Origin of the sequence: Rahnella ecdela, assembly GCF_019049625.1 — a bacterium.
In the GTDB taxonomy this organism is placed as follows: Bacteria; Pseudomonadota; Gammaproteobacteria; order Enterobacterales; family Enterobacteriaceae; genus Rahnella; species Rahnella ecdela.
Map to the genome: position 1 here is coordinate 241,936 of NZ_JAFMOY010000131.1, position 22,498 is coordinate 264,433.

The following is a 22,498-nucleotide window of genomic DNA, read 5'->3' on the forward strand; positions in this document are numbered from 1 at the left end:
CTCACTCTTAACAAAAAGTTGGAGTCGGTGAAAATACAAACAGATTGCAGTGTAAGTAGTTGCGAAGCGTCATTAAAGACGTTTTACCCTTCTTTACCTGCTCAGGGCGGGCAGGGCGCGGTTTCCTGATGTCAAAACCACCGTAATGATGCTTAAATCGCCGTTTAAGAACGGAATGCCTGTTTTTCAGGCAAACGAACAGAATCAGACTTTACAAGAGGATCGGCACTGTTTATAGTTCGCTTCGTTGCGGAGGGGTGGCCGAGCGGCTGAAGGCACCGGTCTTGAAAACCGGCGATGGGAAACCATTCAAGAGTTCGAATCTCTTCTCCTCCGCCATAAACAACACAAGAAAGCTGCTAAGAAATTAGCGGCTTTTTTTGTATCTGCAATTTGTGAGTATGTTTGCGAACACGATTTAAATGCTCATAAAATCAACAAACTAGGCTGAAAATAATGTTTGCATCTTTTTTTCTGTCTTGTATACTACGCCCCGTACTGAACGACTGATGTCGCAAAGTGCTTGTTGTTTACGGAGGGGTGGCCGAGCGGCTGAAGGCACCGGTCTTGAAAACCGGCGATGGGAAACCATTCGAGAGTTCGAATCTCTCCTCCTCCGCCATAAACAACACATCAAAGCTGCTAAGCAATTAGCGGCTTTTTTTGTGTCTGAAAATTGTGTCTGAAATTCGTCTCACTCCGCAAGTGCCGCATTTTCCTCGCCCGCTTCCCCTTTCTGCCCGTACTGCCTTGGTGAACACCCCAGCGTGCGTTTGAACGCCGTACTGAAAGCACTTTCAGATTCATAACCCAGCGAAAGCGCCACGGCCGATACCGGTTCTTTACTGTTTGTCAGCCGGTCTCCGGCCAGCAACATCCGCCAGCGCGTGAGATATTCCAGCGGCGCGCTGCCGACGGCCAGCTTAAATTTCTGCGAGAATACAGAACGCGACATACCCGCCCGTTCAGCAAGTGTCTGAACTGTCCAGCGGTGAGACGGATTTTCATGCATCGCATTCAGCGCTTGGGAAAGCTGCTTATCCGCCAGCGCCGCAAACCAGCCACTGTTTTCTCCTTCCTGCGTGTTATCAACATGCATCCGCAGCGCCTGTACCAGCATCATGTGCGCCATATGTTGCGCGATCAGCAATCCGCCAGGCCGTTCATCACGCAGTTCCTGCATCATACATTCCACTGCCCAGCGCAAACTTTGCCGGTCGGATTCTTTCGAGATATGCACTACCGGCGGCAACATCGCCAGCAGGGTTGAGGCGTTAGTGCCATTGACCGCAAACCGGCTGCCGGTGAGAAAGAAATCTTTGCCGCCGTTGCAGGAAACCGTTCCGCCGTCGCGTGCCTGCTCGAAAATTGGCACGGCATCGACCGGAGGAATACTTAGATCACTGGCCAGCCGGAACGGGCGACCGCTCGGTAACACAAAACAGTCTCCGGCCTGCAGATGTACTGCGGCGGGCACGCCATCAACCGCCAGCCAGCATTCACCGGTAATGATCGCATTACATTTTATCGACTGATAATGATCAGGAAATTGCACTGACCATTCGCCGCCGGCTTCAAAACCTTTGGACATATAGCTGCGCGGTTTGAGCAGCGACAACACATCAGAAAGAGGATCCATCAGCGACTCCGGACGATTGCAAAGATAATAAGGACATTAGCGCATAGATCGTCTTTTCTCCAGCGCCTATATTCTGTTACGTAAGGTTGAGCGGTTTCAGCTAACAACAGATTGAGCCAACAACAGAGGAATTCGAAATGCGTGTATTCGTGACAGGTGCAACAGGTTTTGTCGGTTCTGCGGTGGTGCAGGAGTTGCTGCGCGCAGGCCATAAGGTGCTCGGTTTAGCGCGTTCAGATGCCTCGGCACAGGTGCTGACGGATGTCGGTGCTGACGTGCTTCGCGGCAGTATCGAAGATCTGGACAGTCTGACATCCGGCGCGGCGCAGGCCGACGGCGTGATCCACACCGCTTTTATTCATGATTTTTCGAAGTTTCTGGAAAATTGTGAAAAAGACCGGCTGGCAATTGCTGCGTTAGGCGCGGCGCTGAAAGGCACCAATAAACCGCTGATCGTGACTTCTGGTACGGCGCTGGTGGGCGGCGGGAAGCTGGCGACAGAAAATGATTTGCCGGATCCACAGGGACATAACCCGCGCGTGGCGTCTGATCTGGCCGTGGCTACGCTGGCAGAGCAGGGTGTGCACGTTTCGCTGGTACGCCTGCCGCCGTCTGTGCATGGCGCGGGCGACCACGGATTTGTGCCACTGATTATTGCGACGGCACGTGAAAAAGGTGAATCAGCGTATCCGGGGAATGGCGGAAATCTCTGGCCAGCAGTGAACCGTTTTGATGCCGCAAAGGTGTTTGTACTGGCGCTGGAGAAGGGCGCGCCGAACGCAATTTATCATGCGAACTCAGAGGAAGGCGTGCCGTTTCGTGAGATTGCCACGCTGATTGGTAAACACCTGAACCTGCCGGTGGTCAGTAAAAGCGGAGAGGATCTGGCAGCGCATTTTGGCTGGTTTACGCATTTTGCGTCGCTGAATAATCCGACGTCCAGCCAGATCACCCGCGATATTTTGGGCTGGAAACCGGGACATCAGGATTTACTGACCGACCTAGATACCGCCGGATATTTTAATTAATTCCCGTTTTCTGACATTAAAAAACAGGTCATTCCGATGGCCTGTTTTGCTTTTTTCGCCGTGGTTTTAATGGAGTTAATTGCCTAAAAAACGCCCCGAATCACAAATCGGGAAGATAAAAACGTTACCCTATTGCCTGTCCGATGTTATGCGTTATGTTGATTTTTAGTTTCCCAAATGTAACTAGAGGTTAACAATAATGTCGAATAAATTACGTATCTCTCTGATTGCTGTGGCTGTAATGATGTCTTCCTCTGCAATGTCTGCATTACCTCAGGGCTATCCGGCCGACTATCAAAAAATCGTCGATGCCGCGACCAAAGAAGGCAAAGTCGTGGTGTATTCCACCACCGACACCAAAGACGCCGGCCCGCTGATTCAGGGGTTCGAGGCCACTTATCCGGGGATCAAAGTCGAATATAACGACATGAACAGCACTGAGCTGTACAACCGTTATATCAGTGAACAGGCGGCGGGCGGCACCAGCGGCGACGTGGTCTGGAGCTCTTCCATGGATACCGCGCTGAAACTGGCGACTGATTACGCGCAGGAATATAAATCGCCTGAACAGGGCCAGTTACCAAAATGGGCGGTGTGGAAAGACAAAGCCTACGGCACGACGTATGAACCGGTGGTGTTTATCTATAACAAGCGTTTGATCCCGGCCGGTGACGTACCAGATTCTCATGCGGCGCTGGCAAAACTGATTTCCAGCCAGACCGAAAAATTCAACAAGAAAGTCACGACCTACGATATTGAGAAATCCGGCCTCGGCTTTATGTTGTCCGTGCAGGATTTCAAAGCCGACCCGAACTATTTCAAAACGCTGGCTGACGTCGCCAAAGGCGGCTTAGCGGTGCAGTCTTCCACCGGCACCATGATGGAACGTGTTTCTTCCGGCGAAAACCTGATCGGTTTCAATATCCTCGGGTCTTACGCCGAAGCCCGCGCCAAAACGGATCCATCCCTGGGTATTTCCTATCCGAAGGATTACACCCTGGTACTTTCCCGCGTTTCCTTCATCAGTCAGGAATCGAAAAACAGCAACGCCGCCAAATTGTGGCTGGACTACGTGCTGTCAGAAAAAGGGCAGAGCATTCTGGCCAATCAGGCTGACATTCCGTCCATCCGCAACGATATCGAGGGTAAAAACGACATCGACGGCATGACCAAAATGCTCGGCAAGGCACTCAAGCCAATCCCGGTAGATGAAACTCTGCTGGAATACCTGCAACAGAAAAAACGTCTGGATTACATCAAACAGTGGCGCGCCGCTGCCCAAAAATAGCAGTTGGGGCGCGCATCAAATTTGCGCGCCTCCCTTTCTCTTGCCTGATTTTTCTGCTAACCGAAGGGAAGTAACATGAATGCATTGCGCAGAAAGTGGCAAAGCCTGCCGCGCGGCATTGTGGTGTTGATAACGGCGCTGGTTATCTACATTCCATTGTCGTTCATCGTGATACAAAGTTTCCTCTCCGCCCCGTTCTTTTCCCCGTCAAAAGAATGGAGCCTCGAATCCTTTGGATTCATCTTTACCGATCCGGATTTCTACAAGGCGCTGAAAAGCGGCTTTATTCTGGCGTTCGGCCTGGTGGTAATCGCCATCCCGCTCGGCGGTATTCTGGCGTTCCTGATGGTGCGCACGGATCTACCGGGCAGACGCGTGATTGAACCGCTGATCCTGGTGCCAATTTTCGTCTCGCCGATGGTATTAGGTTTTGGATATGTGGTGGCCGCCGGTCCGGTCGGGTTCTTCTCGCTCTGGGCGCAGGACATCATCGGATTTGTGCCGTGGAATATCTACGACATGTCGAGCATCGTGGTGATTGCCGGTCTGACGCACGTTCCGCATGCGTATCTTTATATCTCCTCAGCGCTGCGCAGCGTCGGGTCGGATGTTGAAGAAGCCGCGCGAACGGCTGGAGCCTCGCCGTTACAGGTGATGACTGCCGTCAGTTTGCCGATGGTGCGCCCGTCGATTCTCTACGCCACCGTTTTACTGTTCTTCCTCGGGCTGGAAGTGTTTGGCCTGATGCTGGTGCTCGGTGACCCTGAAGGCAACATGGTGCTGGCGACCTATCTGTATCAGCTGACCAACAAACTCGGGACGCCGTCATATCACCTGATGGCCGCCGTCGCCGTAGTACTGATTTGTATCACTATTCCGCTGGTGATGTTGCAGCGCCGCCTGATGCGCACCGCAAACCGTTTCGTGACGGTGAAAGGTAAAGCCTCGCAGGCGCGTGCCTTGCCGCTCGGCAAATGGCGCTGGGTGGCCGGTGCTGTGGTGGCATTCTGGCTGACAGTAACCATTGGCGTACCGCTGGTTGGGGTGATGCTGCGTGCGTTTATCTCTAACTGGGGCGTCGGCGTGTCCATCTGGGATGAGCTGTCCCTCAACACTTTCCGCACTATCTGGGAACAGCCGAATCTGCTGCGCGCCATCGTCAACTCTATGGCGATTGGTGTGATCGGCGGCGCGCTGGCGGTGGCCTGTTATCTGTTTATCGGCATCGCGATGCACCGTAAACCGGACGGCGTCACCCGTTTCCTCGATTACAGCGTACTGGTGCCGCGCGCGGTTCCGGGGCTGCTGGCCGGTCTGGCGTTCCTGTGGGTGTTCCTGTTCCTGCCGATGTGGCTCGATAACGCGCTCAAATCCGGCTGGCTTTCAGGTATGCCGTGGTCGCAGTGGCTGCGCGATAACCTGGTGGTCTGGCTGCGTTCGCTGCGCAGTACCATCTTCAGCGTCTGGCTGGCGTACACCGTGGTGTGGATGGCGTATGGTCTGCGGCTGATTTCCTCGACGCTGTTACAGGTCGGGCCGGAGCTGGAAGAGGCGGCGCGCAGTACCGGCGCAACCCGCGGGCAGATCACCCGTCACGTCACCATCCCATTGTCGCGTTACGGCCTGATTGGCTCATGGCTGCTGATGTTCCTGATTTTCGAGCGCGAATATTCCACCGGTGTGTATCTTCTTTCGCCGGGCACGGAAACCATCGGCTCGATGCTGGTTTCCCTGTGGGCGGCGGGCGCCATTGATATCGTGGCCGCGCTCTCCTTTATTAACATCCTGCTGGTGGTGTTAGGTCTGAGTATTGCCCTTCGTTTTGGAGTGAAATTACATGATTGAATTATCGGTCGACAATCTGCACTTAACTTACGGCGACAACCCGGTGTTAAAAGGCGTTTCGATGGATCTGAAACGTGGCGAAGTGGTGTCATTACTCGGGCCTTCCGGCAGCGGGAAAACCACCTTACTGCGTGCGGTCGCCGGGCTGGAAAAACCGGTTAAAGGCACCATCGTCATCGGCAAAAACAAAGTTTACGACGGCACCCCGCGCAGTGAAATTCCGGCTGAAGAGCGCAATCTCGGGCTGGTGTTTCAGTCTTATGCCCTGTGGCCGCACAAAACCGTTTTCGAGAACGTGGCGTATCCGCTGAAATTGCGCAAAGTCTCCGCCGGTGAAATCACTCAGCGCGTGCAGGACGTACTGAATCAGCTGGGGCTGGGGCATCTGGGCAAACGCCATCCCCATCAGCTTTCCGGTGGTCAGCAACAGCGTGTGGCGATTGGACGTGCGCTGGTTTATAACCCGCCGGTGATTCTGCTTGATGAGCCGCTGTCGAATCTCGATGCCAAACTGCGAGAAGAAGCCCGCGTGTTCCTGCGCGAGCTGATCATCAAACTCGGGCTGTCGGCGCTGATGGTGACGCACGACCAGAATGAAGCGATGGCGATTTCCGACCGCATTCTGCTGCTCAACAACGGTAAAATCGAGCAACAGGGCACGCCGCAGGAAATGTACGGCTCGCCGAAAACCTTATTTACCGCAGAATTTATGGGCAGCAACAACCGTCTGCACGGCAAAGTCACAGAAGTGCGAGACGGAAAAGCGCGCATCGAAGGCCGTGGCTGGGTGCTGTGGGGACAAGCGGGCGAAGGCGTGCAGATCGGGCAGGAAGGCACGGCGGTGATCCGCGTCGAGCGCGTGGTACTGGCCGACGGGCCAGGCGAGAATCAGCTGGAATTACCGTTGCTGACCAGCATGTATCTCGGTGATCGCTGGGAATATCTGTTCCGCACTTCCGGCGATGATTTTGTCATTCGCGCGTACGGCACCGATGTGCGCGATCCGCAGCATTGTCATCTGAAGTTACCAGAGCAGCATGTGTGGATTTTTCCTAAGCAGTAACGGATCGCAGGGAGCGGTTTCGCGCCGCTCCCTGAAATATTTCTGTCATTTCCCGCGCGTAAAATTCTGCTTCTTATTTAAATAATGCAGAATAATCATGAATTTAACCATCCGTTCACTTACTGGTAAAATGCCATTCAACAGATTGTTTCGATCTGCTTTCGTCCAACGTCCCCGGGGAATACTTTTTGGGGTAATTTGCGTTATCACCCTGTTTTCAGCTTTACAAATCTTCTCCACTGTGGTGCTCACCAACATCCTGCAGAGAGGCTGGAAAAAGCAGTCGCCCGTTTCGCCCTGACGGCGGCGTAATCGTTCAGGCTTGACAGAATGATCGTCGGCAGACAAATTGATGAGACACATCAGTGATATGGCGGCATTGGAATGGACAGTATCGGACTTGAAATTGTTTCCCTTGCAGGGCAAACCGCGCATATCCCGGCGATTTCACAACTTCTTCATGAAGAATGGTCGGCGTTTGAACACTGGGCGGAACCGGCGCGGATCAGTCAGCGGTTACAGGCGCGTATCAGCGCCGGTCACCATGAGTTCACCCTGGTGGCGCTGGCGAATAAACAAGAGATTGCGGGCACCGCCAGTGTGATCCGTTATGAACTGGCCGATCGTGCGGATCGGGAATATTGGCTGGGCGAAGTCTTTACCTGTGTGCATATGCGCGGAAAAGGCATCGGCAGCGCTCTGGTGCGTGCCTGTGTGGAAAAAGCCCGCGCCGCTGGCATTGACGCACTGTGGCTGTATACGCCGGATCAGCAGGCATTGTATGCCCGTCTGGGCTGGCAGGAAGCCGAACAACGCGAACTGGTGGGGGAGCATGTCACGGTGATGATGCTGCCGCTGTGATCGGTTTTACTCTTTATGCCACGCCAGCATGCTGCCTTCGGTGTGTCCGGTCACCGGATCCGTCGCGGGCAGCGGCACCGCATTGACGGCTTTAGTGCGTGCGGCCAGCTGCGGCAGCTCGTCATGACAGATATCAGCTTTCATCTGCGGTGGATACGCGCCGACCAGCATGAAATCCTCATCGGCGGAAATCTGTTTATGGCCGATCCCCGCCGGAAGTAAGATGACATCCCCGATTTTCACCTCGAGAATTTTGCCGTGTTCACCGCCCAGTTGAAGTTTGGCGCTACCGGCATAAACGCCCAGCACTTCAGGCGTGTTGGAGTGAAAATGCGTAAAGGTATACACCGGATAACGCCACTGAGGCGGCCAGCCGTTGGTGCGGAAAAGATGTTCAAGGTATTCAGCATTATCAGCGGTATCAGGCGGAATGACGCGGTGATATATCAGCACCGGTAATTTGTTATTCGGCACACCGCCGTCGGGTTTATCAATCAGTAAAGTATCCATAGCAACCTCTCTGGGAGTCGCGAAGGCCATACGGGGCATCGGCATCAGGGCGAGCACGCCCAGCAAAGTAACAAACCGGCGTCGATCCAAAAGCATCAGGCATGGCTCCTTATCGCGCAATCAATGGCTTACCTCTTTCATGTATAGAACAAAAAAACCTGAAAATCCTCTTTTTGGAAACATAAAAAGATTTCAGAAAGGCCTGAGCAGGACTGGTCGGCGGTTATCAGAAAAAACTTAAAATCTGTAGCAATCAACATATAAAAGTCATATTGGCTGGCGAAATCCTTTATGTCCTCTATGCTTAACAATACAAAAAGTACTCAGGAGGAGAAGTTTATGAACAAGAAAATGTTACTTGTGGTTGCTACAGCAGTTTCTGTACTGGCAGGGTGTCAGACTTACGATCGTGCGGCGAGTTACGTTAAAGAGCCGGTCGTCAGCGATGTTAAGGTCGGTATGACCAAATCTCAGGTTCGTGCGATTGCAGGGCCGCCATCGACTGAAGCCACGCTTATCCATGCTAAAGGGACTTGCCAGACTTATGCGGTTGCTCCGCGTGATGGCAAAGCTCAGACCTACTTCGTTAGCTATAACGACACCGGTCATGTCATGAACAAAGGTTATCAGACCTGTTCAGACTACGATAAAGACCCGCAGGCTGGTCAGTAATCTAAACGCCTTCCCCTCGTGAGAGGGGAAGGCGTTAAACATTAAGCCTTCTGCGTCACAATCCTCACGCCGACTTTACTCACCTGATTCCCGTCCATTTCCGCAATCGTCCACGTCAGCCCGTCCCATTCGATATGGTCACCGATAACCGGTTCGCCACCGAGCAGCCTGATCACAAAATGTCCCAGCGTTTGCGACTGATCCACCGTCTCTTCCAGATTCAGACCATACAACTGTGAAATAGCATCCAGCGGCGCATCTGCCTGCAAAATAAAGTCACCGAAGAAGCGGTCGTCCAGCACCACTTTATTGCTGTCGCTGAACAGTTTGCCGAGCTCCGGCAAATCTTTTTCCTGCCCGATCACGCACAGAATATCGCCTTCTTTCAGTCGGGTACTGCCGGTCGGATGAAGCATCTCTTTGCCACGGAACAAGGCCGCAATGCGCGTTGCCTGAGGCATTTGCAGGTCACGCAGCGCCGCACCGACGCACCATTTATCCGAACCCAGCTGATAGATAAACTGTTCCCAGTCGTTGTATACATCAATATCCAGTCCGACGCGTGAAATCGGCGTCGGCTGTGGCGGTACCAGCACTTTGGCTTTCTTCGCCGCAAAGCCAAGAGACGTGCCCTGCAACAGCAGAGAAACCAGCACGATAAAGAACGCGACGTTGAAATACAGCGTGGCGTTAGGCAGCCCGGCCATCATCGGAAATACCGCCAGAATGATCGGCACCGCACCGCGCAGGCCGACCCACGAGATAAAGAAGCGTTCCCGCAGGGTAAAGTTTTTGAACGGGATCAGGCTGACGAACACTGAAAGCGGACGCGCCAGCAGAATCATCCACAACGACAGCGCCAGCGCCGCAATGGCAATCGGCAGCAGATCGCTTGGCGTCAGCAGCAGACCGAGCACCAGGAACATACCAATCTGACTGAGCCACGCCAGTCCGTCGAAGGTTTGCAAAATCCCGTGACGGTTGCGGATTGGCATATTGCCGAGCATCAGACCGCACAGATATACCGCCAGAATGCCGCTGCCTTCCAGCGCCATAGTGGCTGCGTAAACCAGTAAACCGCCGCTGAACGCCAGCAGCGGATACAGACCGGCCGCCAGCGTAATCTTGTTAATCAGCTTGTGCAGCAGCCAGCCGCCGCCGACACCGAACACAATGCCAAGACCAAACTGTCGCACCACATCAACCACAAACATCAGGCTCAGGCCGTGCTGACCTTTAGAAATCATGTCGATCAGGGTGATGGTCAGAAATACCGCCATCGGGTCATTACTGCCCGATTCAATTTCCAGCGTGGCGCTGACTCGTTCGTTCAGGCCTTTTCCGCCAATCAGTGAGAATACGGCTGCTGCATCGGTCGAGCCAATAATCGCGCCAATCAGCAAGCCCTGCATCAGGTTGATGTTGAACAGCCACGCGGCCGCCAGACCGGTCAGACCGGCAGTAATCAGTACGCCGACGGTCGCCAGCGACAGCGCGGGCCACAAGGCCACGCGAAAAGAAGAGGCGCGGGTGCGCATCCCGCCGTCGAGCAATATGACGGCCAGCGCCAGATTACTGACCAGATATGCCGCAGGGTAATTATCGAAGGCAATACCGCCAATTCCGTCAACGCCCGCCAGCATGCCGATGGCGAGGAAAATGACCAAAATAGGGATGCCAAGCTTAGAAGAGAACGAACTGAGCAAAATGCTCGCTGCGACTAACAGGGCGCCAATAAAGAAAAGTGTATTAATCGTGCTGGCGTCCAAGAGCGTTCTCCTTGTAAGGCATGAGTGGTGCGGGGGCGTGCAGTTTCGTCATCAGTGACAATCCCTCTAATTTATCAGGAAAATGAGCGCGTTGCTGGGCTCATTTAGGATTTTTATTAGTTGCACTTAAGAATAAAAAACTATGCTTAGAGGTGAGCGATGTCTATGCGCAGTTCATATAAAAGGAAACCACAATGAGTGAATTTACCGGTGTACACCGCGAGGTGATGAAAGACGGGGCGATCAAACATGTGCTGATCCGCGATGCGGCGGGCAATGAGCAGTCGATTGCAGCAAAAGATTATATTTCGCAAGGGATCGAGCCAGATCTGAATGAGTTGCCCGAAGTGGGCACTGACAGCGAATTCCCGGTCGCGGGCAAAGGCTGACGGACTGTTTTTTGCCAGTGTAAAATCCCCGCAGAAATTCTGCGGGGATCAGAGTTTACACGCCTAAACGATCGCGCAGGGAATAGTACGCCGCGCCCAGCATGGTAAATGGCACCTGGAAATTGCGGCCACCGAAGAACGGCATATGAGGCAGGCGGGCGAACGCATCAAAACGTTCAGCGTCGCCGCGCAACATTTCGGTGATGAGTTTTCCAGCCAGATGCGTCAGCGTCACGCCATGCCCGCTGTCGCCCTGCATGTAATAGATGTTATTTTCCAGCCGCCCGAATTGCGGCAGGCGCGATAACGTCAGCAGGAAATTGCCGCCCCAGCGGTAATCGATTTTCACGCCTTTCAGCTGCGGGAAGGTGCGGTTGAGTTTGGGCAAGATCACTGAATCGATATTCGGAGGATTTTTGCCGCCATACGTCACGCCGCCGCCGTACAGCATCCGGTTATCTGCGGTCAGGCGGAAATAATCGAGCAGATAGTTGCAGTCTTCCACGCAGTAATTGTTCGGCAGCAGCGATAGCGCCATGTCGTCCGACAGCGGCTCCGTAGCGACAATCTGCGAGCCGCACGGCATGCTGAGGCGCGTCAGGCGCGGCGCAAGCTGCTGACTCAGATAGGCATTACCTGCCAGAATCACATATTTCGCTTTTACCTGACCTTTGGCGGTATGGACTAACACCGGTTCGCCGTGGTCGATGCGCGTGACCGCAGAGCCTTCGAAAATACGTCCGCCGTGACGGCGCACCGCTTCTGCTTCACCCAGCACCAGATTGAGCGGGTGAAGGTGACCGCCGTTTTTATCCAGCAGCCCGCCAACGTAACGGTCTGTGGCGATTTCACGTCGTACCGCCGTTTCATCCAGCAGACGCAGTTCGGTATGGCCGTAACGGTTCCACAGCTTTTGCTGGTCGCGCAGCTTCGCCAGCTGGCGCGCACTGAGGGCGGCAAAAATGCAGCCGGGGCGATAGTCGCAGTCAATGGCGTACTGGTCGATGCGCTGACGGATAATGCTGGCGCCTTCAAACATCATGCTGCCGAGCATGTCGGCGGTCTGACGTCCGTAGCGTTCTTCAATGACATCAATATCGCGGCTGTAGGAATTAACGACCTGTCCGCCGTTTCGCCCGCTGGCGCCCCAGCCGACGCGGGCGGCTTCAAGCACCACCACGTCGTACCCGGCTTCGCACAGATATAAAGCAGAAGAAATGCCGGTATAACCGGCACCGACAATACAGACATCGCACTCAATATTGTCAGTCAGTTCCGGCCACGGCGCGTGCTCGTTGACGGAACTGGCATAATAGCTGTCGGTGTGCGGCACACCGGCAGCGCGGGGACTTCCTGTATGAGCACTCATGGTGACATCCTTCTTTAGGGTTCCGTTGCCTCGCCCAGAATCGATGACAACTAGAAGGTATTAGGGGTATGTGCGCTAACAATCCTGCAAATCCGCGTCGAAATATTACTGAAACTGTGAGGGTTCGCGGTGTTAATGGCATAACTTTGCCCCGCACGCAGCGGGTAACTCTGACCGTTGACGGTTAAGATGATTTCTCCTTCTAACAGGGTGCCGACTTCCTCACCCTGATGTTTTATTTTGTCGCCCGTGGTGCTGCCGGGCTGGTAGGTTTCCAGCAACATGGCGACGGTGTGGTTCGGCGTGCCGTTGTGGACCATGCGCATGGACACGCCACGGCTGCCGATTTCGATTAAATCTGCCGCATTAATCACGATGCGCGGCTCGTTGCTTTTATGTTCCTCGGCGAAAAACTCTGAAAGTGACAGCCCGTAAACCCGCAATAACTTCTGCAATGTACTCACGGCGGGGCTGACTTTGTCCTGTTCGATGGTACTGATGGCGCTGTGTGTCAGGCCAGACAACTCGGCGGCTTTGCGTTGCGACATACCGAGTTGCTGGCGAATTTCAGAAAGCCGGCGACCTGGCGCCAGACTGACTTCGCTCATCCTTTTATTCCTCTCGTGCGCTCCGGGCCAGATGGCCTTTGCGACAGGCAGCGATAAAAGCGTCAAACAGCTGGCGGGATACGGGATCCGTCAGACTGTGCCATTCCGGATGCCACTGCACACCAAGGGCAAACGGATGATTGCGGACACTCACGGCTTCCACCAGATTGTCCGGTGCGCGTGCTTCCACGGTCAGTACTTCGCCCAGACGGTTGGCCCCCTGACCATGAAGGGAGTTCACCTGAAACTGCTGATAATCGGGTAACAATTCTGAAAGTAAGCCACCGGGTTCGATATGCACCGGATGCACCAGCGCGTATTGCTCGTCGTGCGGCAAAGTGGTGTCTTCGCGGTGATCCATATATCCCGGCACGTCCTGCACTTTACGGTGCAAACTGCCGCCGGTGGCAACCACCAGTTCCTGCAATCCGCGACAGGCAGCGAACAGTGGGATCTTCTTATCCAGCGTTGCGCGGATTAACTGCAAACTCAGGCGGTCGCGGCCGGGATCGGCCAGCTCCTCGACGCCTTCTTCACCGTATTGATGGGGCTCAATATTGCTGGGGCTGCCGGTGAGGAAGACGCCGTCCAGACCGCGCAGAATCTGGTCTATTGCGCCTTCGCGTGCTGCCAGTTCATGTGGCAGACAGACGGGAAGGGCATCGGCGTTAAAGATGGCGTCCAGATACTTTTCGTGGACCGTCAGGGCAGGATTTTCATCGACTGTGTTCTCACACATGACTACCCCGATGACAGGTCTGTAGCGCGTCTCTTTTCCCGCAGGTGCCGTGGAAAATATATTGCCCATAATACCGCCTCGTTGAGTAGATGAATTTGCTGACAGCACGCACCTCCCCGCACGTTACTGCTCAGAATATTGACCTTACATTGACCAATTTAGCAGCGCTCAGGTCGCTTTTCAAACGGATATGTTGCGCATATGTAGGTGTTGCAAATAATTAATGTTAAGGCTAGGGTTAATCATATGGCTGTTATTTTGAGCATAAAAGAGCTTTGAACAAGAGTGAGAGGATCCTGAGACCATGAGAGCACTGCATTGAACAGAGTAATGACCCGGTAAAGATAACCGGCTGGCATCATGGTGGTGCCTGACATGCCGGAAACCAGCAAATGGCGGAAACCCTATGCAAGCGACTGAACTGATGAATGAAATCAAAAAAGAGATTAGCGAACCCCTCGCTAAGCACGCTGAAGAGCGAAGTAGCGCGTTCCAGGATGAAGTTACTCAGTACCTGGAGCGTCACCCGCAAACCCTTCACGTCGACGTCCTGCTCACCGATCTCAATGGCTCCTTCCGCGGCAAACGCATTCCCGTCTCAGCACTCCGTAAACTCGAAAAAGGCTGTTATTTCCCAGCATCGGTATTCGCTATGGACATTCTCGGTAATGTCGTGGAAGAAGCCGGGTTAGGCCAGGAACTGGGCGAACCCGATCGCATCTGTATTCCGGTTCCCGGTACTTTAACGCCGTCAGCTTCCGACCCTGAACATATCGGTCAGCTGCTTCTGACCATGCTTGACGAAGATGGCACTCCCTTTAACGTTGAACCACGCAATGTGCTGAATCATATCTGGCAAACATTGCGCCAGCGGGGTTTGTTCCCGGTGGTAGCGGTAGAGCTGGAGTTCTATCTGCTCGACAGGCAGCGCGATGCACAAGGCTATATTCAGCCGCCGTGTACGCCTGGCACGCAGGAACGCAGCATGCATACCCAGGTTTACTCCGTCGATAATCTCGATCACTTTGCCGATGTGCTGAGTGACATTGACCGTCTGGCGCACATTCAGGGATTACCTGCGGACGGCGCGGTGGCTGAGTCTTCGCCGGGACAGTTCGAAATCAATCTGCATCACAGTGAAAACATTCTGCGTGCCTGCGATTACGCGCTGATGCTAAAACGTCTGGTGCGTCTGGTGGCAGAAAATCACGATATGGACGCCACGTTTATGGCGAAACCGTACGATGAATACGCGGGCAGCGGGATGCACATCCATCTGAGCGTGCTCGACGATAACGGCAAAAACCTGTTTGCCGGTGCCGGTGGCGAAGATTCTGAGCTGATGAAACGCTCTCTCGCCGGAATGATTGCTTTAATGCCTGCCTCGATGGCGGTGTTAGCGCCGAACATCAATGCCTTCCGCCGCTTCCAGCCAGGCATGTATGTGCCGACGCAGGCGTCGTGGGGCCACAATAACCGCACCGTTGCGCTGCGTGTTCCGTGTGGCACAACCGCCGATCACCGAGTGGAATACCGCGTGGCCGGAGCTGATGCCAACCCGTATTTAGTGGTCGCTACCGTGCTGGCGGGCATGTTGTATGGTCTGGATAACGAGCTGCCATTACCGGAACCCGTCACCGGTAACGGTCTGGAACAGGAAGGTATTCCGCTGCCTATCCGCCAGAGCGATGCGCTGTATGATTTTGATGAGCAGCCCGCGCTGAAAAAAATCCTTGGTGAACGTTTTTCCCAGGTCTATCACACCTGTAAATCTGACGAATTGTTGCAGTTTGAACGGCGTGTAACGGAGACGGAAATAGACTGGATGCTGAAAAACGCGTAGTAAATGGTTAATGCACATGCACGGATGTTTAAAACTGGAAAAGAATTCGTAACTCGACGCCTCTGAATGTTGTCATTCATGCGTGATTTGTGCAAAATACGCCGCACTGCAGATAACCGACGCTTAAAGGCGCCGGTTATTTTTTTTGTATATGCAGTACCCAAACTAATTCAACAGAGGCCGGACCCAGATCCGGATAGATAACAAGGTTCGTGTGCGATCCCAAATTAAAAACGGTCGCCACTATGAGGAAATGTAACATGGGGCAATACTTCAAACCTGTACCGGTGCCCGCCGGTGCTTCTTTCAGCTGCGGCCAAATTCGCACAGCCTTCACCTTCGCAATCAGCGACGTGAAGATCTATCCCCCGTTTACTGGTAATAACTCACGAAGTTTTCCCTGTTCGTTGCTTTCAGAGGCGTTTAAGCGCCCGGTGTCTGCAATCCAGGGAGGGCTGAGCCATGTCTGCTAATACATCTGCCGCTCCGGCCACTCAGCGCGTACAACTGCGTAAAACTCTGACACTGGTACAGGTCGTCATGATGGGGCTTGCCTATCTGCAACCGATGACCATTTTCGATACGTTCGGCATCGTTTCCGGCCTGACCGATGGTCACGTCGCCACCGCGTATATCTTCGCGCTGATCGCCGTACTGTTTACTGCCGTGAGCTACGGCAAACTGGTGCAGCGTTTCCCGTCTGCCGGTTCTGCTTATACTTACGCGCAAAAAGCCATCAGCCCGCACGTCGGCTTTATGGTCGGCTGGTCATCGCTGCTGGACTACCTGTTCATGCCGATGATCAACATTCTGCTGGCGAAAATCTATCTGGAAGCCATCTTCCCTGGCATACCGTCGTGGATATTCGTGGTGGCGCTGGTTGGTATGATGACCGCGTTCAACCTGCGTGGCATTAAGGTCGTCGCTAACCTCAACAGCATTATTGTTGTGGTACAGGTCGCGATCATGGTGGTCTTCCTGGGTCTGTTAGTCCGTGGCGTTTACATGGGCGAGGGCATGGGCACGCTGGCAACCACTAAACCATTCTTCAGTGAGAATGCGCACGTGGTGCCGATGATCACCGGCGCAACCATACTTTGCTTCTCGTTCCTGGGCTTCGACGGCATCAGCTCACTGTCTGAAGAAACCCCGAATGCAGGCAAAGTTATTCCGAAAGCGATTTTCCTGACCGCGTTGATTGGCGGCGTGATCTTTGTTGTGGTGTCTTACTTCCTGCAACTGTACTTCCCGGACATTTCGCGCTTTAAAGATCCCGATGCGTCACAGCCTGAAATCATGCTGTACGTGGCAGGTAAGTTCTTCCAGTCTGTCATCCTGTGCTTCAGTTGTGTGACCGTTCTGGCATCCGGTATGGCAGCGCACGCGGGTGTTTCCCGTCTGCTGTACGTGATGGGCCGTGACGGCGTATTCCCGGAAAAACTGTTCGGTTATGTGCATCCGAAATGGCGTACCCCGACGTTCAACGTCTTGCTGGTGGGCGTAGTGGCGATGTCAGCGGTGACGTTTGATCTGGTGACGGCAACCGCGCTGATTAACTTTGGTGCGCTGGTGGCGTTCACCTTTGTGAACCTGTCGGTAATTTCACAGTTCTACATCCGTGAAAAACGTAACCGCACGTTGAAAGATCACATCAACTATCTGGTCCTGCCGGTGATTGGTGCGCTGACTGTTGGTGCGCTGTGGCTGAATCTGGAAGCGAGCTCGATGACGCTGGGCTTAGTCTGGGGCGCGATTGGTCTCGGGTATCTGGCGTTTATCACCAATGCGTTCAGGAAGCAGCCGCCGCAGATGAGTGGTGAGATAGCGCCGGAAGCTTGATGTTTGCCCTTTAGAAAGGGCAGGAAACTTTTTTGCAGATGGCCGCTGCAATGGCGGCCTCGAAAGTCGGATTTATGAAAATTTCGGTTTTTCAATAAAGGTTGTCAAATGGCCTTTTGCGCCGAAACCGACGAGAGAGGAAAGTGCTTTTCCTCTCTCGACTCTCCTCGCTTTTTTCACTACGCGCTTCGCTTTTTACAATGTTTCAGGTGCTATTGCGACAGGCTGGAAATCTTGCCGCTGTGCGGTACCTTCTCTCGGTCTTCGAGCCATAGGTCTCGAAGCCGCTCCGTTCAGCAAGATTTTTGAATCGCCCGCACGATCTTAAATTCAACAGCAAACTGATGTTTATCTTTTAGAAAAGTGGATTGGCGTGCTCAAAAATGGCACCGAATGAACGGTTCGAGACATATGGCTCGAAACCTGAAATTCGGGAATCGCGCAGCGATGACATTTTGCGCCACTCGCTTAAGTGACAGAACTTGTCCGTCGTGCTTGCGATAGCGCGCAGTAAAAAAGCGCGGAGGTATCCAAAGGAGGGGAAGCACTTCCCTCCTTTGGGCGGTTTCGGCGCAACGAGTTAAATGATCATTGCACGTGAGAAACCGAAATTTACTCGGTCAGTTTTTAACGACGGTAACTCACTGCTTTTGAAAAACCGAAATTTGCACTATTCAAAAAGGGGCCTTTGGGGAATCCCCAAAATCACCCGAGCAGTTTCTTCCCGTATTCAAACAGCGCCTTGAGAAGCGCCATCTTCTCAACATCCCCCTCATGCAAGTTATAGAGCGACTCAAGCTCTAAAATATACGCCTGCACACGTTCGTCCGTCAGTTTGTCCTGACGATGTGCCATCCAGCGTTTTTGCTCGGCGTCAGTCAGCGTGGCAGGGTAGTTGCGCGCACGGAAACGGAACAACAGCGGCTCGATGCGCGAATCGTTAAAGGTCAGATCCAGCGCAGGAAGGTTCTCCGGGCGGGTTTCCAGAATGATGCGCATTGCGGCGCGATCGGCATCGCTGAAGAAGCCATCGTAAAGGCGGCCATCCACGTCATCAGATGCCGTAAAGGGCTCGGCCTCAGCAAACATCGTGACCACTTTCTCGCGCACCTGCGGGTTCTGGCGCAGTAGCTGCAAATTCTCAAGACAGCGCTGACGATCAATGCCCAGACGTTCGGCGTTTTCCGGCAACAGCGTTTTGGCCGGAGCCAGCACCGGACATTTATTGATATGCACCAGTTTGATCGGCAGCGGAGACTGACCTGCCTGTAACGCGTCGCGGCGGCTGTAAAGACGTTCACGCATTTCATCAGGATTAAGATCTAACAGCGTCGACATATCACCGGCAAGGTCGCACATGATCACGGCGTTCTTGTTTTCAGGATGCCACGCCAGCGGCGCGACCCAGGCGGTGTTGCCGCGCGCAGCACCAAACATACCGGAGACATGCACCAGCGGTGCCATGGCAGGGATGTCGATCAGCGTATTCAGCTTATGCTTGCTGCGGTGTTCCAGCAGGAAACCGAACAGACGCGGCTGTGCCTGTTTCACCAGCTTCGCCATCGCGATGGTGGCGTAGACGTCAGCCATCGCGTCGTGCGCATTTTCATGTTCAATGCCGTTAGCTTTGGTCAGATGTTCCAGACGGAAACTCGGGAAACCGTCATCATTTTCCGGCCAGTTGATGCCTTCAGGGCGCAGCGCATAACAGGCACGCATCACATCGAGCAAATCCCAGCGGGAATTGCCGTTCTGCCAGCTGTAGGCATAAGGGTCATAAAAGTTGCGATAAAGGATATTACGGCTGACTTCATCGTCGAAACGGATATTGTTATACCCGACAATGCAGGTGCCCGGCACGCTGAACGCTTTATGGATCTGCGCTGTAAACTCGGCTTCGATCACGCCACGTTCCAGCGCGATTTGTGGCGTAATGCCGGTGATCATCACCGCTTCAGGTTCTGGCAGATAATCGTCAGAAGGGCGGCAATAAATTACCAGAGGTTCTTCAATGATATTGAAATCTTCGTCGGTTCTTACTCCGGCAAACTGCGCCGGCCTGTCCAGCGCCGGATTCTTACCGAAGGTCTCGTAATCATGGAAATAAAAAGTTTTTTGCGGCTTGTCTGACATTACGAAAATAACCTTATCACTGCGGGAATGGGGACGAACTCCAGATAGGATACCATCCGCCACAATGATGTCATGACAAAATGCACTGAGGTGGAATCCATCGCTAAAAACGACACCTTATCCGGCATCAAACAGCCAAAACCCTGACATAACCGGGGTGAATGCCTGTGACAACTCGGCTAAACTACCGCCTAATCTGAATTCAAGCCTTACGGCAGGCCCAACGTGCGTCTCGATAAGAAAATTTCTCAGCTGGATAACGTCATTTACCGTAATTACCGCATCACTCACGCCCTGCGTATTGCGGTGGCGTTCATTTTGACATTTCTGATTGTCCGGCTGACTGAAATCCCCGAAGGTACCTGGCCGCTGATCACTCTGGTGGTGGTGATGGGGCCGATTTCGTTTTGGGGAAATGTCGTCCAGCGGGTGCTTGAGCGCATTACGGGCACCGTTCTGGGCGCAGCTTCCGGGCTGATTGCCCTATGGCTTGAGCTGTATTCGTTTCCGGTAATGCTGGTCTGGTGCGGCATAGTGATGTTTGTCTGCGGCTATCTGACGCTCGGTAAACGTCCGTATATGGCGTTGCTGATTGGTATTACGCTGGCAGTCGTCTGCGGGGCGGGGCCGGGGGATATGAAAATGGCACTCTGGCGGTCGGGCGATGTGATTTTCGGATCCCTGCTGGCGCTGTTTTTTGCCAGTATTTATCCGCAGCGCGCGTTTGTTCACTGGCGCATGCAGATGGCCGATTACCTGATGTCGCTGAACAAACTCTACAGCGCGTGGCTGTCGCCGAATATGCTCGAACGTCCGCATCTGCACGGCAAAATGAAAACGTCTATGAGCCAGATGATCAAGATGCGTTCTTTGTTCGCGCCCGCCAGTAAAGAATCACATATACCACGCGAAGTGTTTGACGCTATCCAGACGCTGAGCCGCAACCTGTTGTGTACGCTGGAACTGCTGGCCGATGCTTACTGGAGTTCGCGTGAAAGCCATTTTCTGATGCTCAATGCCCGCACGCTGCGCAGTGCGCAGTTGCTGATGCTCAGCACGCTTGAAAAACTCAGTCTTATGCTGATGAACGGCACGAAGGGTGATGAACTGACCATCAATCATCAGCTCAATGAGTCTGCGGACGAACTGAAAGCGCTTATGGTAGAAATGAATGCGGCAAATCATCTGGAAGCGCAGGTCTATGGTTATGTCTGGCTGAGCGCGCAGGTGGCGGAACAACTGAAGTCTATGGGCGACCTCATCACCATGACGATGCAGAAAGAAGACGCTCAAATAAGCAGCGGTAAAACAACGAAAGCATGAAGGGATTTTTGTCTGTGGCCTAAAACGGGTAAGATAAAGCCATTGGACGATTATCTGAGTGCGCAAACCATTCTTTGCTACGCTACTCTTTCAGGTGGCAAAACGGGATGCGACAAGTCAGTCACTGAATCTGTGTAACTTAATCGAAGGTGTTAAAATGGACAATATCAATAAGCCGAGTTTCCAGGACGTTCTGGAGTTTGTGCGCATTTTCCGTCGTAAAAACAAATTACAACGTGAAATTGCTGACAACGAAAAGAAAATCCGTGACAACCAGAAACGTGTTCTGTTGCTCGACAACCTGAGCGATTACATCAAGCAGGGTATGAGCATCGACGAAATTCAGGCGATCATTGCCAGCATGCGCGGCGACTATGAAGATCGTGTTGATGATTACATCATCCGCAATGCAGACCTGTCGAAAGAACGTCGTGAAATGTCCAAGAAGCTGAAAGCGATGGGCGAAATCAAAGCCAACGAAACCAAGTAATTTCGTCGCCGCCTGAAGCAAAAACCGGGTATGTGCCCGGTTTTTTTACGCCTGTTATTTGCTCTGTTCCAGCACACGTACTGGTTTGTCCGCCAGAAACGCCTGAATATCTTCCACGGCTTCAGTGAAATACACCTGATAGTTGCCGTCGGAAACGTAGCCCAGATGCGGCGTCGCCAGCACGTTGGGTTGCATTCTGAATGGGTGGTCAGCAGGCAAGGGTTCGACGTCAAACACATCCAGCCCGGCACCGGCAATCACACCGTTTTGTAACGCATCGAGCAGGGCCGTCTGATCGACAATCGCCGCGCGCGAGGTATTGATCAGCAGGGCGGAGGGCTTCATCTGTGCAAGATCCTGAGTGCCTAGCAAGCCGCGCGTACGTTCACCGAGCACCAGATGGATGGACACCACGTCGCTGGTTTGCAGCAATTCTTCTTTCGATGTGCAAAGTGTCACGCCATGCTCAGCAGCGCGTTCGGCGGTCAGGTTCTGGCTCCACGCACAGACGTCCATGCCAAATGCCTGGGCGATTTGCGCCATCTTCTGTCCGATTTTGCCCAGTCCCAGCAAACCTAGTCGCTTACCACTCAGGCCAAAACCGAGCGTACTTTGCCACGGACCGTTGTGGCGTAATGCATTATTTTCAGTCACCAGATGCCGCGCCAGTCCGAGGATCAGCGCCCAGGTCAGCTCCACCGGTGCGGCCTGTCCGCTGCCGGTTCCGCATACGGTCACACCGTGCTTTTTCGCTGCCGCGAGATCTACTGATGCATTGCGCATACCGGACGTGATCAGCAGTTTTAACTTTGGCAGACGGGCAAACAGCGCAGCGGTGAACGGAGTGCGCTCACGCATAATCACCAGGATCTCCGCGTCTTTCAGGGTTTCGGCCAGTACGTTTTCGTTTTCAATATGTTCGGTAAGTGCGCGGCATTCTACCTGCGGCGAAAGTACCTGCCAGTCAGCCAGCGAAAGGGAAATGTTTTGGTAATCATCAAGAATGAGGCATTGCAGTAGCATGGAAATCCCTTATCTGAAAATAATGATAAAGAGATATAGCACTGAAACTGCCGGGACGTGAAGTGTC

At 53.5% G+C, this 22,498-nt stretch carries 19 protein-coding genes and 2 tRNA genes; 13 read left to right on the forward strand and 8 right to left on the reverse strand.

Features of this window, described 5'->3' with window-relative positions; all coding sequences use genetic code 11:
- Positions 1-251 precede the first annotated feature (251 nt).
- Both J1784_RS19750 and J1784_RS19755 read left to right on the forward strand, forming a co-directional pair.
- Positions 252-339: transfer RNA gene (locus J1784_RS19750), tRNA-Ser, on the forward strand.
- A 195-nt stretch (positions 340-534) separates the two neighbouring features.
- Positions 535-622 (forward strand) — tRNA-Ser (locus J1784_RS19755).
- 72 nt (positions 623-694) lie between these two features.
- Here the strand turns inward: J1784_RS19755 and J1784_RS19760 are convergent.
- Positions 695-1,639: an AraC family transcriptional regulator gene (locus J1784_RS19760; protein ID WP_217150598.1), complete on the reverse strand. Its 945-nt coding sequence runs from the start codon at positions 1,637-1,639 to the stop codon at positions 695-697.
- 137 nt (positions 1,640-1,776) lie between these two features.
- On the opposite strand from J1784_RS19760, the gene J1784_RS19765 reads away from it, so the two are divergent.
- The 5 genes from J1784_RS19765 (at position 1,777) to J1784_RS19785 (ending at position 7,724) form a co-directional block, all read left to right on the forward strand.
- A complete protein-coding gene (locus tag J1784_RS19765; RefSeq protein ID WP_217150599.1) occupies positions 1,777-2,667 on the forward strand; it encodes an SDR family oxidoreductase in 891 nt (296 codons plus the stop codon).
- 199 nt (positions 2,668-2,866) lie between these two features.
- Positions 2,867-3,955 carry an ABC transporter substrate-binding protein gene (locus J1784_RS19770; RefSeq protein ID WP_217150600.1) on the forward strand — a complete coding sequence of 363 codons (1,089 nt, stop codon included), beginning with the start codon at positions 2,867-2,869 and terminating at the stop codon, positions 3,953-3,955.
- Positions 3,956-4,030: 75 nt separating this feature from the next.
- Complete coding sequence (locus J1784_RS19775) at positions 4,031-5,800, forward strand: ABC transporter permease (RefSeq protein WP_217150601.1); 1,770 nt, start codon at positions 4,031-4,033, stop codon at positions 5,798-5,800.
- Positions 5,793-6,863: an ABC transporter ATP-binding protein gene (locus tag J1784_RS19780; RefSeq protein WP_217150602.1), complete on the forward strand. Its 1,071-nt coding sequence runs from the start codon at positions 5,793-5,795 to the stop codon at positions 6,861-6,863. Before J1784_RS19775 ends, J1784_RS19780 begins: the two co-directional genes overlap by 8 nt.
- A gap of 384 nt (positions 6,864-7,247) precedes the next feature.
- Entirely contained in the window at positions 7,248-7,724 is a 477-nt protein-coding gene (locus J1784_RS19785; protein ID WP_217150603.1) for a GNAT family N-acetyltransferase, read from the forward strand.
- Between the two features lie 6 nt (positions 7,725-7,730).
- On the opposite strand, the gene J1784_RS19790 is transcribed toward J1784_RS19785, so the two are convergent.
- Positions 7,731-8,330: a cupin gene (locus J1784_RS19790; RefSeq protein ID WP_217150604.1), complete on the reverse strand. Its 600-nt coding sequence runs from the start codon at positions 8,328-8,330 to the stop codon at positions 7,731-7,733.
- A 243-nt stretch (positions 8,331-8,573) separates the two neighbouring features.
- On the opposite strand from J1784_RS19790, the gene osmE reads away from it, so the two are divergent.
- Positions 8,574-8,906 carry an osmotically-inducible lipoprotein OsmE gene (gene osmE / locus J1784_RS19795; protein ID WP_120506876.1) on the forward strand — a complete coding sequence of 111 codons (333 nt, stop codon included), beginning with the start codon at positions 8,574-8,576 and terminating at the stop codon, positions 8,904-8,906.
- A 41-nt stretch (positions 8,907-8,947) separates the two neighbouring features.
- On the opposite strand, the gene J1784_RS19800 is transcribed toward osmE, so the two are convergent.
- Positions 8,948-10,675, reverse strand: a complete 1,728-nt coding sequence (locus J1784_RS19800; RefSeq protein WP_217150605.1) for a potassium/proton antiporter — start codon at positions 10,673-10,675, stop codon at positions 8,948-8,950.
- Positions 10,676-10,869: 194 nt separating this feature from the next.
- On the opposite strand from J1784_RS19800, the gene J1784_RS19805 reads away from it, so the two are divergent.
- Positions 10,870-11,064 (forward strand): hypothetical protein, encoded by a 195-nt coding sequence (locus J1784_RS19805; protein WP_120130863.1) that lies wholly within the window; start codon positions 10,870-10,872, stop codon positions 11,062-11,064.
- A 55-nt stretch (positions 11,065-11,119) separates the two neighbouring features.
- Here the strand turns inward: J1784_RS19805 and J1784_RS19810 are convergent, their stop codons facing one another.
- The 3 genes from J1784_RS19810 to puuD are packed head-to-tail and all read right to left on the reverse strand — an operon-like array spanning position 11,120 to position 13,849.
- The gene (locus tag J1784_RS19810; protein ID WP_217150606.1) at positions 11,120-12,433 is read right to left on the reverse strand and encodes an NAD(P)/FAD-dependent oxidoreductase; all 1,314 of its coding nucleotides are present in this window, start codon (positions 12,431-12,433) and stop codon (positions 11,120-11,122) included.
- A 50-nt stretch (positions 12,434-12,483) separates the two neighbouring features.
- Positions 12,484-13,041 (reverse strand): HTH-type transcriptional regulator PuuR, encoded by a 558-nt coding sequence (puuR, locus tag J1784_RS19815; RefSeq protein ID WP_112291936.1) that lies wholly within the window; start codon positions 13,039-13,041, stop codon positions 12,484-12,486.
- A gap of 4 nt (positions 13,042-13,045) precedes the next feature.
- Positions 13,046-13,849, reverse strand: coding sequence for a gamma-glutamyl-gamma-aminobutyrate hydrolase (puuD, locus tag J1784_RS19820; protein ID WP_217150607.1), 804 nt, complete (start codon positions 13,847-13,849; stop codon positions 13,046-13,048).
- Between the two features lie 355 nt (positions 13,850-14,204).
- On the opposite strand from puuD, the gene J1784_RS19825 reads away from it, so the two are divergent.
- Positions 14,205-15,623 carry a glutamine synthetase family protein gene (locus tag J1784_RS19825; protein WP_217150758.1) on the forward strand — a complete coding sequence of 473 codons (1,419 nt, stop codon included), beginning with the start codon at positions 14,205-14,207 and terminating at the stop codon, positions 15,621-15,623.
- 462 nt (positions 15,624-16,085) lie between these two features.
- Positions 16,086-17,462 carry an APC family permease gene (locus J1784_RS19830; RefSeq protein WP_217150608.1) on the forward strand — a complete coding sequence of 459 codons (1,377 nt, stop codon included), beginning with the start codon at positions 16,086-16,088 and terminating at the stop codon, positions 17,460-17,462.
- 705 nt (positions 17,463-18,167) lie between these two features.
- Here the strand turns inward: J1784_RS19830 and sbcB are convergent.
- Positions 18,168-19,595 (reverse strand): exodeoxyribonuclease I, encoded by a 1,428-nt coding sequence (gene sbcB, locus J1784_RS19835; protein ID WP_217150609.1) that lies wholly within the window; start codon positions 19,593-19,595, stop codon positions 18,168-18,170.
- A 225-nt stretch (positions 19,596-19,820) separates the two neighbouring features.
- Here sbcB and J1784_RS19840 point away from each other — a divergent pair, with 225 nt between their 5' ends.
- Both J1784_RS19840 and tmaR read left to right on the forward strand, forming a co-directional pair.
- Positions 19,821-20,918, forward strand: a complete 1,098-nt coding sequence (locus J1784_RS19840) for an FUSC family protein (RefSeq protein ID WP_217150610.1) — start codon at positions 19,821-19,823, stop codon at positions 20,916-20,918.
- 157 nt (positions 20,919-21,075) lie between these two features.
- The gene (tmaR, locus tag J1784_RS19845) at positions 21,076-21,408 is read left to right on the forward strand and encodes a PTS system regulator TmaR (protein WP_120130871.1); all 333 of its coding nucleotides are present in this window, start codon (positions 21,076-21,078) and stop codon (positions 21,406-21,408) included.
- A 54-nt stretch (positions 21,409-21,462) separates the two neighbouring features.
- On the opposite strand, the gene J1784_RS19850 is transcribed toward tmaR, so the two are convergent.
- Positions 21,463-22,431, reverse strand: a complete 969-nt coding sequence (locus J1784_RS19850; protein WP_217150611.1) for a D-2-hydroxyacid dehydrogenase family protein — start codon at positions 22,429-22,431, stop codon at positions 21,463-21,465.
- Positions 22,432-22,498: the final 67 nt, after the last annotated feature.

Bases quoted from the DNA above. Each gene is read 5' to 3' on its own strand.
- J1784_RS19775 (WP_217150601.1), top strand. From the start codon at position 4,031: ATGAATGCATTGCGCAGAAAGTGGCAAAGCCTGCCGCGCGGCATTGTG.
- J1784_RS19785 (WP_217150603.1), top strand. From the start codon at position 7,248: ATGGACAGTATCGGACTTGAAATTGTTTCCCTTGCAGGGCAAACCGCG.
- J1784_RS19770 (WP_217150600.1), top strand. From the start codon at position 2,867: ATGTCGAATAAATTACGTATCTCTCTGATTGCTGTGGCTGTAATGATG.
- puuR (WP_112291936.1), bottom strand. From the start codon at position 13,041: ATGAGCGAAGTCAGTCTGGCGCCAGGTCGCCGGCTTTCTGAAATTCGC.
- J1784_RS19780 (WP_217150602.1), top strand. From the start codon at position 5,793: ATGATTGAATTATCGGTCGACAATCTGCACTTAACTTACGGCGACAAC.
- puuD (WP_217150607.1), bottom strand. From the start codon at position 13,849: ATGGGCAATATATTTTCCACGGCACCTGCGGGAAAAGAGACGCGCTAC.
- sbcB (WP_217150609.1), bottom strand. From the start codon at position 19,595: ATGTCAGACAAGCCGCAAAAAACTTTTTATTTCCATGATTACGAGACC.
- J1784_RS19765 (WP_217150599.1), top strand. From the start codon at position 1,777: ATGCGTGTATTCGTGACAGGTGCAACAGGTTTTGTCGGTTCTGCGGTG.
- J1784_RS19850 (WP_217150611.1), bottom strand. From the start codon at position 22,431: ATGCTACTGCAATGCCTCATTCTTGATGATTACCAAAACATTTCCCTT.
- osmE (WP_120506876.1), top strand. From the start codon at position 8,574: ATGAACAAGAAAATGTTACTTGTGGTTGCTACAGCAGTTTCTGTACTG.
- J1784_RS19825 (WP_217150758.1), top strand. From the start codon at position 14,205: ATGAATGAAATCAAAAAAGAGATTAGCGAACCCCTCGCTAAGCACGCT.
- J1784_RS19830 (WP_217150608.1), top strand. From the start codon at position 16,086: ATGTCTGCTAATACATCTGCCGCTCCGGCCACTCAGCGCGTACAACTG.
- J1784_RS19805 (WP_120130863.1), top strand. From the start codon at position 10,870: ATGAGTGAATTTACCGGTGTACACCGCGAGGTGATGAAAGACGGGGCG.
- J1784_RS19790 (WP_217150604.1), bottom strand. From the start codon at position 8,330: ATGCTTTTGGATCGACGCCGGTTTGTTACTTTGCTGGGCGTGCTCGCC.
- J1784_RS19810 (WP_217150606.1), bottom strand. From the start codon at position 12,433: ATGAGTGCTCATACAGGAAGTCCCCGCGCTGCCGGTGTGCCGCACACC.
- tmaR (WP_120130871.1), top strand. From the start codon at position 21,076: ATGGACAATATCAATAAGCCGAGTTTCCAGGACGTTCTGGAGTTTGTG.
- J1784_RS19760 (WP_217150598.1), bottom strand. From the start codon at position 1,639: ATGGATCCTCTTTCTGATGTGTTGTCGCTGCTCAAACCGCGCAGCTAT.